Origin of the sequence: Sphingomonas pseudosanguinis, assembly GCF_052056765.1 — a bacterium.
GTDB classification, from domain to species: Bacteria; Pseudomonadota; Alphaproteobacteria; order Sphingomonadales; family Sphingomonadaceae; genus Sphingomonas; species Sphingomonas pseudosanguinis.
This window is the reverse complement of the sequence record NZ_CP189888.1, coordinates 1263360-1277500: the sequence shown is the minus strand read 5'-3', so window position 1 is coordinate 1277500 and position 14141 is coordinate 1263360. Positions and strand designations below refer to the sequence as shown.

Annotated in this window: 12 protein-coding genes and 3 tRNA genes (1 of these 15 only partly in view); 8 read left to right on the top strand and 7 right to left on the bottom strand. The window is 65.0% G+C overall.

Going from position 1 to position 14141, the window contains the following annotated elements; genetic code table 11:
* Nucleotides 1-14: the 5' end (the start) of a bile acid:sodium symporter family protein gene (locus ACQHGV_RS05775; RefSeq protein ID WP_440979769.1), read on the bottom strand. 967 nt of this gene lie to the left of the window's left edge; only the first 14 of its 981 coding nucleotides appear in the window; the start codon lies at nucleotides 12-14; the stop codon falls past the left edge of the window.
* A gap of 463 nt (nucleotides 15-477) precedes the next feature.
* The gene (locus ACQHGV_RS05770; RefSeq protein ID WP_183952212.1) at nucleotides 478-948 is read right to left on the bottom strand and encodes an Lrp/AsnC family transcriptional regulator; all 471 of its coding nucleotides are present in this window, start codon (nucleotides 946-948) and stop codon (nucleotides 478-480) included.
* A 108-nt stretch (nucleotides 949-1056) separates the two neighbouring features.
* Between ACQHGV_RS05770 and ACQHGV_RS05765 the strand changes: the two genes are divergently transcribed.
* The 3 genes from ACQHGV_RS05765 (at nucleotide 1057) to ACQHGV_RS05755 (ending at nucleotide 5834) form a co-directional block, all read left to right on the top strand.
* On the top strand, nucleotides 1057-2193 hold the full coding sequence (locus ACQHGV_RS05765; RefSeq protein WP_440979768.1) for a PLP-dependent cysteine synthase family protein: 1137 nt from the start codon (nucleotides 1057-1059) through the stop codon (nucleotides 2191-2193).
* Nucleotides 2190-4205, top strand: a complete 2016-nt coding sequence (locus ACQHGV_RS05760) for a M3 family metallopeptidase (protein ID WP_440979767.1) — start codon at nucleotides 2190-2192, stop codon at nucleotides 4203-4205. Before ACQHGV_RS05765 ends, ACQHGV_RS05760 begins: the two co-directional genes overlap by 4 nt.
* 168 nt (nucleotides 4206-4373) lie before the next feature.
* Nucleotides 4374-5834 (top strand): methyl-accepting chemotaxis protein, encoded by a 1461-nt coding sequence (locus ACQHGV_RS05755; protein WP_440979766.1) that lies wholly within the window; start codon nucleotides 4374-4376, stop codon nucleotides 5832-5834.
* A gap of 902 nt (nucleotides 5835-6736) precedes the next feature.
* On the opposite strand, the gene ACQHGV_RS05750 is transcribed toward ACQHGV_RS05755, so the two are convergent.
* From ACQHGV_RS05750 to ACQHGV_RS05740, 3 genes are all read right to left on the bottom strand, one after another.
* Nucleotides 6737-6812: transfer RNA gene (locus tag ACQHGV_RS05750), tRNA-Ala, on the bottom strand.
* 75 nt (nucleotides 6813-6887) lie between these two features.
* A tRNA-Ala gene (locus ACQHGV_RS05745) sits at nucleotides 6888-6963 on the bottom strand.
* A gap of 87 nt (nucleotides 6964-7050) precedes the next feature.
* Nucleotides 7051-7374 carry a TIGR02300 family protein gene (locus ACQHGV_RS05740; protein WP_037569181.1) on the bottom strand — a complete coding sequence of 108 codons (324 nt, stop codon included), beginning with the start codon at nucleotides 7372-7374 and terminating at the stop codon, nucleotides 7051-7053.
* Between the two features lie 95 nt (nucleotides 7375-7469).
* Between ACQHGV_RS05740 and aroA the strand changes: the two genes are divergently transcribed.
* The 5 genes from aroA (at nucleotide 7470) to ACQHGV_RS05715 (ending at nucleotide 12151) form a co-directional block, all read left to right on the top strand.
* Entirely contained in the window at nucleotides 7470-8801 is a 1332-nt protein-coding gene (aroA, locus tag ACQHGV_RS05735; protein WP_440979765.1) for a 3-phosphoshikimate 1-carboxyvinyltransferase, read from the top strand.
* A complete protein-coding gene (gene cmk / locus ACQHGV_RS05730) occupies nucleotides 8798-9433 on the top strand; it encodes a (d)CMP kinase (protein WP_440979764.1) in 636 nt (211 codons plus the stop codon). The genes aroA and cmk overlap by 4 nt, the downstream gene beginning before the upstream one ends.
* A 385-nt stretch (nucleotides 9434-9818) precedes the next feature.
* Entirely contained in the window at nucleotides 9819-11528 is a 1710-nt protein-coding gene (gene rpsA, locus ACQHGV_RS05725; protein ID WP_007405816.1) for a 30S ribosomal protein S1, read from the top strand.
* A 144-nt stretch (nucleotides 11529-11672) separates the two neighbouring features.
* On the top strand, nucleotides 11673-11957 hold the full coding sequence (locus tag ACQHGV_RS05720; RefSeq protein ID WP_440979763.1) for an integration host factor subunit beta: 285 nt from the start codon (nucleotides 11673-11675) through the stop codon (nucleotides 11955-11957).
* A gap of 110 nt (nucleotides 11958-12067) precedes the next feature.
* Nucleotides 12068-12151, top strand: a tRNA-Leu gene (locus tag ACQHGV_RS05715).
* An 80-nt stretch (nucleotides 12152-12231) separates the two neighbouring features.
* On the opposite strand, the gene ACQHGV_RS05710 is transcribed toward ACQHGV_RS05715, so the two are convergent.
* Both ACQHGV_RS05710 and ACQHGV_RS05705 read right to left on the bottom strand, forming a co-directional pair.
* Nucleotides 12232-13368 (bottom strand): tyrosine-type recombinase/integrase, encoded by a 1137-nt coding sequence (locus ACQHGV_RS05710; protein ID WP_440979762.1) that lies wholly within the window; start codon nucleotides 13366-13368, stop codon nucleotides 12232-12234.
* A protein-coding gene (locus tag ACQHGV_RS05705; RefSeq protein WP_440978979.1) for an IS5 family transposase occupies nucleotides 13365-14125 on the bottom strand; the annotation gives its coding sequence in 2 pieces (ribosomal slippage) (nucleotides 13365-13792 and nucleotides 13792-14125; 762 coding nt in all). Before ACQHGV_RS05705 ends, ACQHGV_RS05710 begins: the two co-directional genes overlap by 4 nt.
* Nucleotides 14126-14141: the final 16 nt, after the last annotated feature.

Here is a 14141-nt window from a genome sequence, read left to right as displayed (position 1 = left end):
AGGCGCTTGAACATCGGCGCTCCTATCGGGGTGGCATGGACGGCACGGCCGCGCCGTTCCTCCAGCAATTCCCGTCGGATAGGGAAGTTTCGCGCGTCATTCCATGGCAGAGGGCCGGAGCGCCTTATGTTGCCCCACCGCGCCTGCGGGTTTCGGCTTTGTCACGCTGGCGATGACGGGAGGGTAAAATCAAAACGGGGGGAGCGATCGCCGCATCGCTCAACCCCCGTCCCGATCGTCCGCCGGTGCCGGTCTTCCCGGCGGCTTCCACTCCCGATTATCGATTCGTCTTTATATTGGCTGACGACGCACGCATTCCGTAGGGGAAATCGAGGCCAAAAAAAAGGCCGGTCTTGCGACCGGCCAAAAGTTTTTAGGAGAGGATGCCTGAAAGGCCCGATCCTTTTGCGCTGCAGCACGAACAGATGCAAATGCAAGGTGATCAAATACACTTGCAGGAAATGCAATCGTATGCCGCTAGCCGTTCGATCGGCCTGGCAGGGGAATGGCGGTGCTGTGCTTGATCTCCTCCATCGCGAAGGCGGCACTCACGTCGACCAGACGGACGCGGTCGATCAATCGCTTATAGACCCGGTCATAGGCCTTGATGTCCGCCACGCGGATCTTGAGCAGATAATCGATCTCGCCCGCCATGCGGTAGAATTCGACCACCTCGGGCATATCGCTGACGGCGCGGGCGAACTCGTCGAGCCAGGCGGCGCTATGCTCGGCGGTGCGCACGCTGACGAAGACCGTCATGCCCGCATCCAGCTTCTCGGGATCGAGCAGCGCGACGCGACGCAGGATGATCCCCTCCTCCTCCAGCCGCCGGATGCGCCGCCAGCAGGCGTTTTGCGAGAGGTTCACGCGCGCGGCGATCTCGGCGACCGACAGGTCGGCGTCCACCTGAAGCTGCGCCAGGATCGCGGTGTCAATTTTATCGATCATTGGCTTTCCATACGGGATTTTTACGCGATGATCACGCCATAGAACGCCAACTTTGGTATGATTTGGCGCGGCAGTTGGCATATCCTTTGGCACAGAAGGGATACCATCATGATCACGACCGCTCCGCCCCGCGCCAGCGCGCTACCCGCGCATGAGGCTCTGGGCATCACCATCGCGCAGCGTTCGGTCGATCAGGATTTCATCGCCACCGCGCTGGCCGTGCTCGATCGCGACCGCCGCCGCTGCCCCGAGACGCCGCTGCTGGCTCTCAACCTGCCCGCCGCGCCGCTGGTCGATTTGTATCTGAAGGACGAGTCCGCGCATCCGACCGGCAGCCTGAAGCATCGGCTGGCGCGGTCGCTGTTCACCAGCGGGATCGTCGCGGGAGTGATCCGCCAAGGCCGTCCATTGGTCGAGGCGTCGTCCGGATCGACCGCCGTGTCGGAAGCCTATTTCGCGCGGCTGCTCGCCCTGCCCTTCCATGCCGTCATGCCGATGACCACCGCGCGCGCCAAGATCCAGGCGATCGAAGCGCAGGGCGGGCAATGCCATCTGGTCGAGCCGCACCGCCTCTACGACGAAGCCCGCGACCTCGCCGACGCGCTGGGCGGCGTTTATATGGACCAGTTCACCAATGCGGCGCCCGCCACCGATTGGCGCTGCGACAATATCGCCTCCGCCATCCTGGCGCAGATGGCGGGCGAGCCGCATGCCATACCCGCATGGATCGTCGCGGGGGCGGGCACCGGCGGCACGGCCACGACGATCGGACGGCATTGCCGGTATCGCGGTGTCGCCACCCGGCTGTGCGTCGCCGATGTCGAGCATAGCGCCTTTTATCAGGGCTATCGCGATCAGGAGCCCTTGGCGCGCTGCCCCCTGCCCTCGCGGATCGAGGGCGTCGGCCGGCCGCGGGTCGAGCCGTCCTTCCTGCCCGGCACGGTGGACCGGATGATGAAGCTGCCCGATGCGGTGTCGATCGCCGGCATGCGGGTGGTCAGCGATCTGCTCGGCCGGCCGGTCGGTCCGTCGACCGGTGCGAACTTCGTCGCCGCCGCCCTCCTGGCGCTCGAGATGACCGCCGAGAGCCGGGCGGGATCGATCGCCACGCTGATCTGCGACCATGGCGCGCGCTATGCCGATTGTCACCACGACCGGCGCTGGCTGGACAGGCAGGGGCTTGCCGAAAGCGTCGACGCTGCCGAAATGGCCTTGCGAACCATGTTGCTCAAGGACGCCGAATGACGACCAACCCCCTTCTCGCCGATACCGATCTGCCCGACTTCGCCGCCGTGCGGCCCGAACATCTGGTGCCGGCGGTCGAGACGCTGATCGCCGACGCCCGCGCCGCCGCTGATCGTATCGGTGGATCGAATGCCAGCGACTTCGACGGCGTGGTGCTGGCCAGCGAGCGGGCGGGCTTCGCCATCGCGCGCGGCTGGTCGCCCGCCAGCCATCTTCATTCGGTCGCCGACACACCCGAACTGCGCACCGCCTATGCCGAGGCGCAGGCGATGCTGGCCGAATATGGCATGGAGGCGGGCCAGGACCCGCGCATGTTCGCCGCGTTCAACCGGGTCGATCTGGCCCCCCTGAGCGAGGCGGAAGCGCGCAGTGTCGAACTGACCCGCCGTGATTTCCGCCTGTCGGGCGTCGCGTTGGAGGAGGATGCCAAGGCCCGGTTCCGGGCGATCGGCGTCGAGCTGAACCGGCTGGCCACCGAATTCGGCAACGCCGTGCTCGATTCGACCGAGGCATGGAGCGAGCACATCACCGACGAGGCGATGCTCGCCGGCCTGACCGACAATGCCAAGGCGATCCTGGCGACCTATGCCGCCGAGAAGGCGTTGGACGGTTGGCTGGTGACGCTGCGCGAACCCAGCGTGCAGGCGATCCTGACCCAGGCGGACGATCGCGATCTGCGCGCCCGCGTCGCACGCGCCTTCGCCACCCGCGCCTCCGACCAGGCCGCCGATCCGAGCCATGACAATTCGGCGCGGATCGACGAGATCCTGGCGCTGCGTCACGAGGCGGCGCAGCTGCTCGGCTTCTCCGACGCCGCCGCACGCTCGGTCGAAACCAAGATGGCGCAATCGGCGGACGAGGCGCTGACGTTCCTCTCCGACCTCGCCGCCCGCGCGCGTCCGCTGGCGGAAGCCGAGATCGCCGAGGCGACCGCTTACGCCACCGAGACGTTCGGCATCACCAAGCTGCAGCCCTGGGACATGGGCTATGTCGCCGAGCATATGCGGCGCGAGCGGTTCGGCGTCGATCGCGAGGCGATCCGCGCCTATTTTCCCCTGCCCCGCGTCATGGACGGCACGGTGGCGCTGATCGAGCGGCTTTACGGTATCCGGCTGGTCGAGCGGGCCGATGTGTCAGTGTGGAACGACGATGTCCGCTATTATGACGTGCAGGACAAGGACGGTACCGTCGTCGCGGGCGTCTATTGCGACTTCTACGCGCGCGCCGGCAAGCGCGGCGGCGCCTGGATGGATGTGTGCCGGCCGCGTTTCCGCGATGCCGACCGGTTCCACCGCCCGATCGCCTATCTGGTCTGCAACTTCCCGCCGGTGACCGGGGACAAGCCCGCGCTGCTGGCGCACAGCGACGTCGTCACGCTGCTACACGAGTTCGGCCATGTGCTGCATCACCTGCTGACCGAGGTCGACCTGCCGTCGATCGGCGGCATTTCGGGTGTCGAATGGGATGCGGTCGAGCTGCCCAGCCAGTTCATGGAAAATTTCGCCTGGGATCGCGACACGCTGACCTCGCTGTCGGCGCATGTCGATACCGGCGAGTCGCTGCCCGAGGCGCTGTTCGCCAAGATGCTGGCGGCGCGGCGCTTCCAGGCGGGGCTGTTCCTGCTCCGCCAGATCGAGTTCGCGACCTTCGACCTGACGCTGCACCGCGATTACGACCCCGCCCGGGGCGGCCGGGTCATGGACATATTGAACGCCGTTCGTGCCCAGGTGGCGGTGATCCATCCGCCCGAATGGAACCGCTTCCCGCACAGCTTCAGCCATATCTTCGCGGGCGGCTATGCGGCGGGCTATTACAGCTATCTGTGGGCGGAACTGCTGTCGGCGGATGCCTTTGCCGCCTTTGCCGAGGAAGGTCAGGCGGCGGGCGATCGGTTCCGTCGCGAAGTGCTGGCGCGCGGGGCGAGCCGCCCCGCCGCCGAGAATTTCAAGGCGTTCCGCGGTCGCGCGCCGCAGCCGGACGCCCTGCTGCGCCATCACGGGCTGGCCGCCTGACCATCATGACGGGATGGGGTCGCAAGACCCTGTCCCGTCATTCAAAATCGAAAATTATTTTTTGTTCCCCGCGTTAACGCAGATTATGACAAAAAATCTGTAGGCGACGCGCCTTCTGTACCGCCCGTTAACCCTCCACAGCCCATTCTGCCGGCAGGAGGATGTGCCGTGAGCGGATCGGAACATATTGATTTTGAACAGAGACTTGCCGCGTTCGACTATAGCGCGGGGAGTTATCGGACCTTCCCCATGGTCAAGCGCGCGATCGAGCGCCATGCGCCCGCGGCGCTGACCGCGCTCTATCGCCACATCGCCGCCACTTCCCAGATACGCGGCCTGTTCGCATCGCAGGCGCGGATGGATCATGCGCGCGACAAGCAGATGGAGCATTGGCGCAAGCTGTTCTCGCGCCCGCTCGACCGCGACTATGCCGCGTCGTCGACGCATATCGGGCAGATCCATGCCAAGATCGGGCTGGCGCCGACCTGGTACATCAGCGGCTATGCGCGGATGCTGGAATATGTCCTGCCCAAGCTGATCCTCGGCCGCCTGCTCTGGCCCTTCGGCACTCGCCGCCGGGCGCAGGCGGCGACCGCGCTGGTCAAGGCGTCGCTGATCGACATGGACATCGCGCTCGCCGCCTATTTCGAGGCCGAGCAGGCTGGGCGTCGCGCCGTCATCCAGCGGTGCGAGGCCGTGTTCGAACGCATGGCGAAGGGCGACCTGACCGCCTCGCTCGACGGCCTGCCCGCCGAATATCAGGCGCTGGCCCATAGTTTCGAGGCGATGCGGACCCAGCTCTGCCAGACGCTGGGTGTCGTCACCCATTCGGGCGAGCAGATCCGCGTCGGCTCCGGCGACATCCGTCAGGCCTCCGACGACCTGTCCGACCGCACCAGGCAGCAGGCCGCCTCGCTGGAGGAAACCGCCGCCGCCATGCAGCAGATCACCACCACGGTCCGTCAGACCGCCGATGGCGCGTCGCAGGCCAACCGCATCGTCGGCGAGGCGCGCAGCGAAGCCGAGGAATCGGGCCAGATCGTCCGCCGCGCGGTCGAGGCGATGAGCGGGATCGAACGCGGCTCGGCCGAGATCAGCGAGATCATCTCGGTCATCGACGGCATCTCCTTCCAGACCAATCTCCTGGCGCTGAACGCGGGGGTCGAGGCCGCACGCGCCGGTGAGGCGGGCAAGGGCTTCGCCGTGGTGGCAAGCGAAGTGCGCGCGTTGGCGCAGCGCTCGGCCGAGGCCGCCAAGGACGTGAAGACCCGCATCATGGCCTCGTCCGATCAGGTCGCCGCCGGCGTCGCACTGGTAAACGAGACCGGAGAGGCGTTGCAGCGGATCATCGGCCGGATCGGCGAGATCAGCGAACTGGTCTCGCGCATCGCCGACTCTGCCGGCCAGCAATCGGTCGGGTTGCAGCAGGTCAACACCGCCGTCTCCGAAATGGATAGCGTGACCCAGCGCAACGCCGCCATGGTCGAGCAGGCCACCGACGCCGCACGCAGCCTGGCGCAGGAAGCGGAGATCCTGGCGACCGAAGTGGCACGCTTTCAGCTGTCGACCGTGCAGGGCGATCCGGCCAACCCCGTCCACCGGCTGCAACGGCGCCTGGCCGCCGCCTGATCGGCCGCGTTCCTTACCCCACCCCCTCTGGCCTCCGGCGAAACCCGGGGGCCGTTTTTTATCGTCTGTATGCGTTTCGCATCAGGCCAGCGAAGGCCGGGGCTAAGCGCGATGCGTCGGGTCTTACTGTAGCCGGAGAAGGCCGCCCTCGTTCCTCCCCTGCAAGGGGAGGGGGACCATCCGAAGGATGGTGGAGGGGTGTCCCCGGTCGCGAGTTTGTTCCTACCTCACCAGCCACGACACCCCTCCGTCAGGCCTTCGGCCTGCCACCTCCCCTTGCAGGGGAGAAATAGCGTGGATGTCGATCGGGCAGCGGGAAGGCATCGTTAGGGTGCGTCACGAACGATATTGAAAGCTGCAACGGCGCCTGGCCGCCGCCTGATCGGCTGCGTTCCTTACCCCACCCCCTCTGGCCTCCGGCGAAACCCGGGGGCCGTTTTTTTAATCCTCGGTATCCGTGTCGCACCAGGCCAGCGAAGGCCGGGGCTAAGCGCGATGCGTCGGGTCTTACCGTAGCCGGATAAGGCCGCCCTCGTTCCTCCCCTGCAAGGGGAGGGGGACCATCCGAAGGATGGTGGAGGGGTGTCCCCGGTCGCGAGTTTGTTCCTACCTCACCAGCCACGACACCCCTCCGTCAGGCCTTCGGCCTGCCACCTCCCCTTGCAGGGGAGGAATGGCATGGATGTCGATCGGGCAGCGAGAAGACGTCACAGGTTGCGTCACGAACGATACCCGGCCTTCGCGGGGGTGGTGCTGTAAGGTGAAGGTGCCGCGTATTCGCGATGGCCAACACGTCGAGACGAACGGCTCTCCCTCCACGCCACCAATAAATGGACCAGAACGCCAAAAACCGCCCTCCGGCATGGCCGTGGCGGTCATCGAGCATCATGCTGTCAAAAGGATGGTGGAGCCGAGGGGGATCGAACCCCTGACCTTCGCAATGCCATTGCGACGCTCTCCCAGCTGAGCTACGGCCCCATCGATATACACAGACCAGAGTGGGATCAGGTCTGGCGGTCAGCGTGTCGGGACACGCTGTATGTTCCGGCGGAATGGTGGAGCCGAGGGGGATCGAACCCCTGACCTTCGCAATGCCATTGCGACGCTCTCCCAGCTGAGCTACGGCCCCGTTCCGCTGTGGAGGCAGCCCACTAGCGGGGCTGTCGGGGCTCGGCAAGTACTTTTTTCAGGTCACTGCCGAACCCCGTCGAACCTCTTAGTGTTCGTCTTCCTCGCTGGACGTTTCCACGCCCAGGTCGTCGTCGCCACCCAGATCGACCTCATCGTCGGGCGAGGGCTCTTCGTCCTCACCGGTGATGTCCAGATCTTCGTCGTCACCGCCCGCCAGATCGCTGTCGGCTTCCTTGTTCTCGGGCTTGTTCTGCTCGAAGGGCAGAGGCTGCTTCGACTTCAGGATGGGCTCTGGCTCCCACTGCGTCCCGCAATTGATGCAGGTGACGGGGTCGTCCTTTTCGAGGTCGTAAAAGCGCGTCGCGCATTTCGGGCACGTACGCTTCGTGCCCCATTCCGGCTTGATCATGCCGTTCATCACCTTTCGGATTGGGTTTTCCGCCGGAGCGAAAAGTGGGCGCGCCTTGCCACAGCGCAAGGCCCCTGTCAAAAGCCCGCGCCATCATGGCGCATACCCTTCCCCAGCCTCGCACCGTGCGAGCCGCCGCCGCCCTTCGCGGCACCATCGCCGTTCCGGGCGACAAATCGATCAGCCACCGCTCGCTGATGCTCTCCGCACTCGCGGTCGGTGAAAGCCGGGTCGAGGGCCTGCTGGAGGGCGAGGACGTGCTCGCCACCGCCGCCGCCATGCGGGCGATGGGCGCGGACATCGTCCGGCAGGATGACGGGGTCTGGGTGATCCACGGCGTGGGCGTCGGCGGCCTGCTCCAGCCCGAGACCGCGCTCGACATGGGCAATTCGGGCACCTCGACGCGCCTGCTGATGGGGCTGATCGCCAGCCATCCGATCACCGCGACCTTCATCGGCGACGCCTCTCTGTCAAAGCGCCCGATGGGCCGTGTCATCGATCCGCTGTCGCAAATGGGCGCGCAGTTCCAGGATACGCCGGGCGGCCGCCTGCCGATGATGGTCCGGGGCATCAATCCGGCGGCGCCGATCCGCTACACCCTGCCCGTCGCCTCGGCGCAGGTGAAGTCGGCGATCCTGCTCGCGGGTCTCAACACGCCGGGCGAAACCACGGTGATCGAGCCGGTCGCGACCCGCGACCATAGCGAGCGGATGCTGGCCGGCTTCGGCGCTGACCTGACCGTCACCCCCTCGCCCGAAGGCCGGGTCATCACGATTCGTGGGGAAGCCGAACTGAAGCCGCAGAATATCGTCGTGCCGGGCGACCCCTCCTCGGCGGCGTTCTGGCTGGTCGCGGCCTCGATCGTGCCGGGCGCGGACGTGACCGTCACCAATGTCGGCATGAACCCCACCCGCACCGGCATCATCGCCGCGCTGAAGATGATGGGCGCCGACATCACCGAGTTGAACGCGCGCATCGTCGGTGGCGAGCCTGTCGCCGATCTGCGCATCCGCCACGCGCCCCTGTCGGCGATCGAGGTCCCGTCCGAGCTGACGCCGAGCATGATCGACGAATATCCCGTGCTGTTCGTCGCGGCGGCCTATGCCAAGGGCACGACCATCGCGCGCGGCGCGGAGGAATTGCGCGTCAAGGAATCCGACCGCATCACCGCCATGGCCGAGGCGCTCGGCGCGTGCGGCGTCGTTTGCAAGGAGTTCGAGGACGGCATGGCCGTGACCGGCACCGGTGGCGAGTCCATCCCCGGCGGCGCGACCATCGCCACGCTGCTCGACCACCGCATCGCGATGAGCATGACCATCGCCGCGCTCCATGCGCGCGAGCCGATCACGCTGGACGATGCCGCGCCGGTCGCGACCAGCTACCCGATCTTCTTCGACACGCTGGAAAAGCTGGGAGCGCTGGCATGATCATCGCCGTCGATGGCCCCGCTGCCAGCGGCAAGGGCACCATCGCCCGCGCGCTGGCCCGCCATTATGGCCTGCCGCATCTCGACACCGGTTTGCTCTACCGCGCGGTGGCGGCGACGGTGCGCAACATGCATCTCGACCCAACGCGCGAGGCCGATGCGGTCGCCGCTTGTAGCTTCGACGACAGCCTGCTCGCCGATCCGGCGTTGCGCGATGACGAGACGGGCAAGCTCGCCTCGGTCGTGTCGGCCCATCCGCTCGTCCGGTCCGCGCTGCTCCAGCGGCAGAAGCGGTTCGCGCAGCAACCGGGCGGCGCGATCCTCGACGGGCGCGACATCGGGACCGTCATCGCCCCCGACGCCGACGCCAAGCTGTTCGTGAAGGCCAGCCCGCAGGTGCGCGCGCGGCGGCGGCATAACGAGTTGGCGGCGAACGGCTCGACCGCCACCTTCGAACAGGTGCTGGCCGACATCCGCGCCCGCGACGAACGCGATAGCGGCCGGGCGACGGCGCCCCTCACCCAGGCGGCGGATGCGGCGGCGCTGGATACGTCCAGCCTGACGATCGACGCGGCGGTCGCCCGCGCGATCCAGTTTGTCGACGCGCAGGTCGCGGCGAAGGTGCGCCCCTGAAATTCCTCCCCTCCCAGGGGAGGGGGACCGCCGCGAAGCGGTGGTGGAGGGGTGTCCCGCTATCGAGAGGGTGACACCCCTCCGTCATCGCTGTCGCGATGCCACCTCCCCTTGCAGGGGAGGATTGTCCCGCCCCGCCCTCTCCTTGCGCCAAACCCCCTTTTCGGCTATAGGCGCCCCGCTCGCGGACCCTGTTCCGCGGAGAGGCTGACGCAGGGCCCTGCCCTCAGCGTCCTTTCCGCATTTGTCGCGGACCGCCGCTTTTCCGTGTTTCAGTCACATCTTCGGGCCTGGTGGCGTCGACATGGGGTCGGCGCGGCCATCGTCGAAGGTCTTGGGTTCGCCCGGGCCGGAGGCGAAAAACTCTCAGGAACCTAACCCTTTTATGGCAACCAACCCCCAGCCCACGCGCGACGATTTCGCGGCGATGCTCGATGACATGTTCGGCGGTGCCGACAGCTTCGAGGGTCGTGTCGTGCATGGCACCGTCACCGCGATCGAAAACGACATGGCCGTCATCGACGTCGGTCTGAAGTCGGAAGGCCGTGTGCCCCTCCGTGAATTCGCTGCCCCCGGCCAGAAGGCCGACCTGAAGGTCGGTGACGAGGTCGAGGTCTATGTCGACCGCGTCGAGAACATGCACGGCGAAGCGATGCTCAGCCGCGACCGCGCGCGCCGCGAAGCCGCCTGGGACAAGCTGGAGCTCGAATTTTCGAAGTCGGCCCGCGTCGAAGGCGTGATCTTCGGCCGCGTCAAGGGTGGCTTCACCGTCGACCTGAACGGCGCCGTGGCGTTCCTGCCCGGCTCGCAGGTTGATATCCGCCCCGTCCGCGACGTCACCCCGCTGATGGACATCCCGCAGCCGTTCCAGATCCTGAAGATGGACCGCAAGCGCGGCAACATCGTCGTGTCGCGTCGCGCAGTCCTGGAAGAGACCCGCGCCGAGCAGCGTTCGGGCCTGATCCAGAGCCTGGCCGAGGGCCAGATCATCGACGGCGTCGTCAAGAACATCACCGATTACGGTGCGTTCGTTGACCTGGGCGGCATCGACGGCCTGCTGCACGTCACCGACCTGTCGTACAAGCGCGTCAATCATCCGTCGGAGATGATCGCGATCGGCGACACCGTGCGCGTTCAGATCATCCGCATCAACAAGGACACGCAGCGCATCTCGCTCGGCATGAAGCAGCTCGAGAGCGATCCGTGGGATGGCGCCGGCGCCAAGTACCCGGTCGGAGCCAAGCTGTCGGGCCGCGTCACGAACATCACCGAGTACGGTGCGTTCGTCGAGCTGGAGCCGGGCATCGAAGGCCTGGTCCACGTGTCGGAAATGTCCTGGACCAAGAAGAACGTCCATCCGGGCAAGATCGTGTCGACCTCGCAGGAAGTCGATGTGGTCGTTCTCGAAGTCGATCAGGAAAAGCGCCGCATCAGCCTCGGCCTCAAGCAGGCTCAGGCCAATCCGTGGGAAGCGTTCGCCGCGGCCCATCCGATCGGCTCGACCGTCGAGGGCGAAGTCAAGAACGCGACCGAGTTCGGCCTGTTCATCGGCCTGGACAACGATGTCGACGGCATGGTCCACATGTCGGACATCGCCTGGGGCGTGTCGGGTGAGGACGCCCTCAACCTGCACCGCAAGGGCGAAGTCGTTCAGGCCGTGGTTCTGGACATCGATCCGGAGAAGGAGCGCATCTCGCTCGGCATGAAGCAGCTCGAGCGCGGCGGCCCGGTCGCCGGCGGCGTGGCTGCGGCTGGCGATCGCCTGAACAAGAACCAGGTCGTCACCGTGACGGTCCTCGAAGTCCGCGATGCGGGCCTCGAAGTCCAGGCGGGCGACGATGGTGCGACCGGCTTCATCAAGCGCACCGATCTGGGTCGCGACCGTGACGAGCAGCGCCCCGAGCGCTTCCAGGTCGGCCAGAAGTTCGACGCGATGGTCACCGGCTTCGATCGTTCGAAGAAGCCGACCTTCTCGGTCAAGGCGATGCAGATCGCCGAAGAGAAGCAGGCCGTGGCTCAGTACGGTTCGTCCGATTCGGGCGCATCGCTGGGCGACATCCTGGGCGAGGCTCTGAAGGCCCGCACCCAGAAGTAAGGTCCTGGAACCGGGGCATGTTTACGTTAACATGTCCCGGTTCTGTCCAAATCGGGCAGACAGAAGCCGATCGTATAATAAAATCGCTTTCAGGAGCGAGAAACACAGGTTAGGAACGGCCGGTCTGTAGCTTGGGACTAGACGATGATCCGTTCGGAATTGGTGCAAAAAATCGGTCAGCAAAATCCGGGTCTTAACCCGCGCGAAATCGAGCTGATCGTCACGATATTCTTCGATGAGATCACCAAGCGACTGGCGGCGAACGGCCGCGTCGAACTTCGCGGTTTTGGTGCCTTTTCCACCCGCGCCCGCGATGCCCGCACGGGCCGCAACCCCCGCACCGGCGAGGCGGTCGATGTCTGCGCCAAGCGCGTTCCCTATTTCAAGCCCGGCAAGGAAATGCGCGCCCGCCTGAACGTCGAGGGCTAACTGTACTGGCCCGGAACGGCAGAAAGCGCATCGCCGCGCCGATGACGTGTGCGCCACGGTCGCTCTTCGCTTGACCTGCGCGGCATCCTCGTCTCTTCCTATTCCCGTGCGCGGACGTGGCGAAACCGGTAGACGCTGCCGACTTAAAATCGGCTTCCTATGGAGTGCGGGTTCGAGTCCCGCCGTCCGCACCAACTCCTAACCGTATGGGGTTGCTGGCTTTTCTGAAAAACCGGCAACCCCATCTGAACCGTCGAATCAGCGGTCTGTGTAATTACCGTGTAATCGCTACGGGAAACGCCTTGTTGATGACGGCAATGCCCGCATCGATATGACTGCCATGGACATGCACGTATCGCATCACCATCGCCAAAGTTTTATGCCCGCTGATTTTTTGGATGGTGGGTATATCTACCCCCGCTTTCACCAAATTAGTGATGGCGGAATGACGCATAATGTGCGGCGTCACCTTGCTTGGCAGCAGCCCCGCTCGAATCACGGCACGCAGAAATTGCTTCGAAAGATTGGTTCGATGCGGTCCTTTGGCTCGAACGCTTTGACTCGGGAATAGCCAGTCCGCCGCAGCACCGTCCTTTTTTTCCTGCCTTTTTATCATATCAGTCAAGGCCAAGGTTATAGGCTGCTCACGCTCCCCCGCCTTCGCATCGGGTATAAAAATTCGCCGCGCTTCGTAGTCGACATGTTCGTATCGGACTTTCAGAATTTCGCTATGTCGCATGGCAGCGTTCAACCCGAACGCAACGAAGAGCCATAGACGCGGGTCACGATCTTCGACCGCCGCTGCCATCAGCTTGGTCGCGTCTGCCTCGGAAAGCACGGTGATCGGCTTTCGGGCTTCCGCACCCTTTTCAATTTCTGGAACATGCTCCGGCTTAATCCAGCCCCATTTCGCCATACGACGCATGCAGTGAGACAGGGTCGCCAGTTCGCGGTTGATTGTCGCTTGCCGCAATCCCGCCGAAAGGCGGCTCTTCACATAATCCTGCACAAGGGTGACCGTGATCCGATCTGCACGGTGCGCTCCGAAGAAGGGGATCAGCAGCGTAGGAATATGCTGGCGCTTCGCCTTCATATTTTTACCGCCAATTTCTTCCATGCGCTTCATATAGGCAGCAGCCTGTTCAGCAAATTTCGGGTGATTCTTACGCCGGACAGGAAGGTCCAATCGGCCTTCCCTTGCCTTGGTCCGAAGCCCTTCAATCGCCTTTTCAACGTCGCTCCGGGTAACGCCATCGCGTTCGCGCCCGATGACACGATGGATACGCTGCCCATCGACCATAACGTTAATAGCCCAGCGAATATCGCCGTGGATCGCACGTTCTGCCACGATTCCATGCTCGGACAGCTTTTCGCCGGGAGAAAGGAGTTTGAGCTTAGGCTCAGGACTCATTGATTGATCCAAAAGATGATGGATGCGGCGAGGGCAATGGCTGACATGAAGGCGTGAGCGCATCGGTCGTAGCGGGTGTGGATGCGTCGCCAGTCCTTGAGGCGGCCGAACATGTTCTCGATCCTGTGGCGACGCCGGTAGAGGGTGGCATCATGCGGGATTGGCACCTTGCGGCCCTTGCGTGACGGGATGCAGGCGGTGGTGCCGCGCGCGGCAAGCGCTTGGCGGAACCAGTCGGCGTCGTAGCCGCGATCTGCGAGCAGCACCGGTGCTCCGGGCATCGCTTCGAACATGAGCGCCGCGCCCTTATAGTCGCTCATCTGCCCTTCGGTAAGCAGCATGACGCGCGGGCGTCCCCGATCATCGCAGACGGCGTGCAGCTTGGAGTTCAAGCCGCCCCTGGTGCGCCCGATACATCGGGGAAGAGCCCCTTTTTGAGCAGGCTAGCGGCCGTGCGATGCGCCTTCAGGTGCGTGGCGTCGATCATCAACTGATCCGGTGGCCCGCCCTCGGCTGCCAGCCCGGCAAAGATACGGTTGAAGACACCCATCCGGCTCCAGCGGATGAAGCGGTTATAGATCGTCTTGGGCGGACCATAAGCCGCAGGGGTGTCGCGCCAGCGTAGGCCGTTGCGGATCACGAAGATGATCCCGCTGACGATCCGCCGATCATCCACTCGCGGCACGCCATGCGATAACGGGAAGTACGGCTCGATCCGGCGCATCTGCTCGTCCGTCAGCCAGAACAGGTCACTCATCTGCGGCTCCTCCACC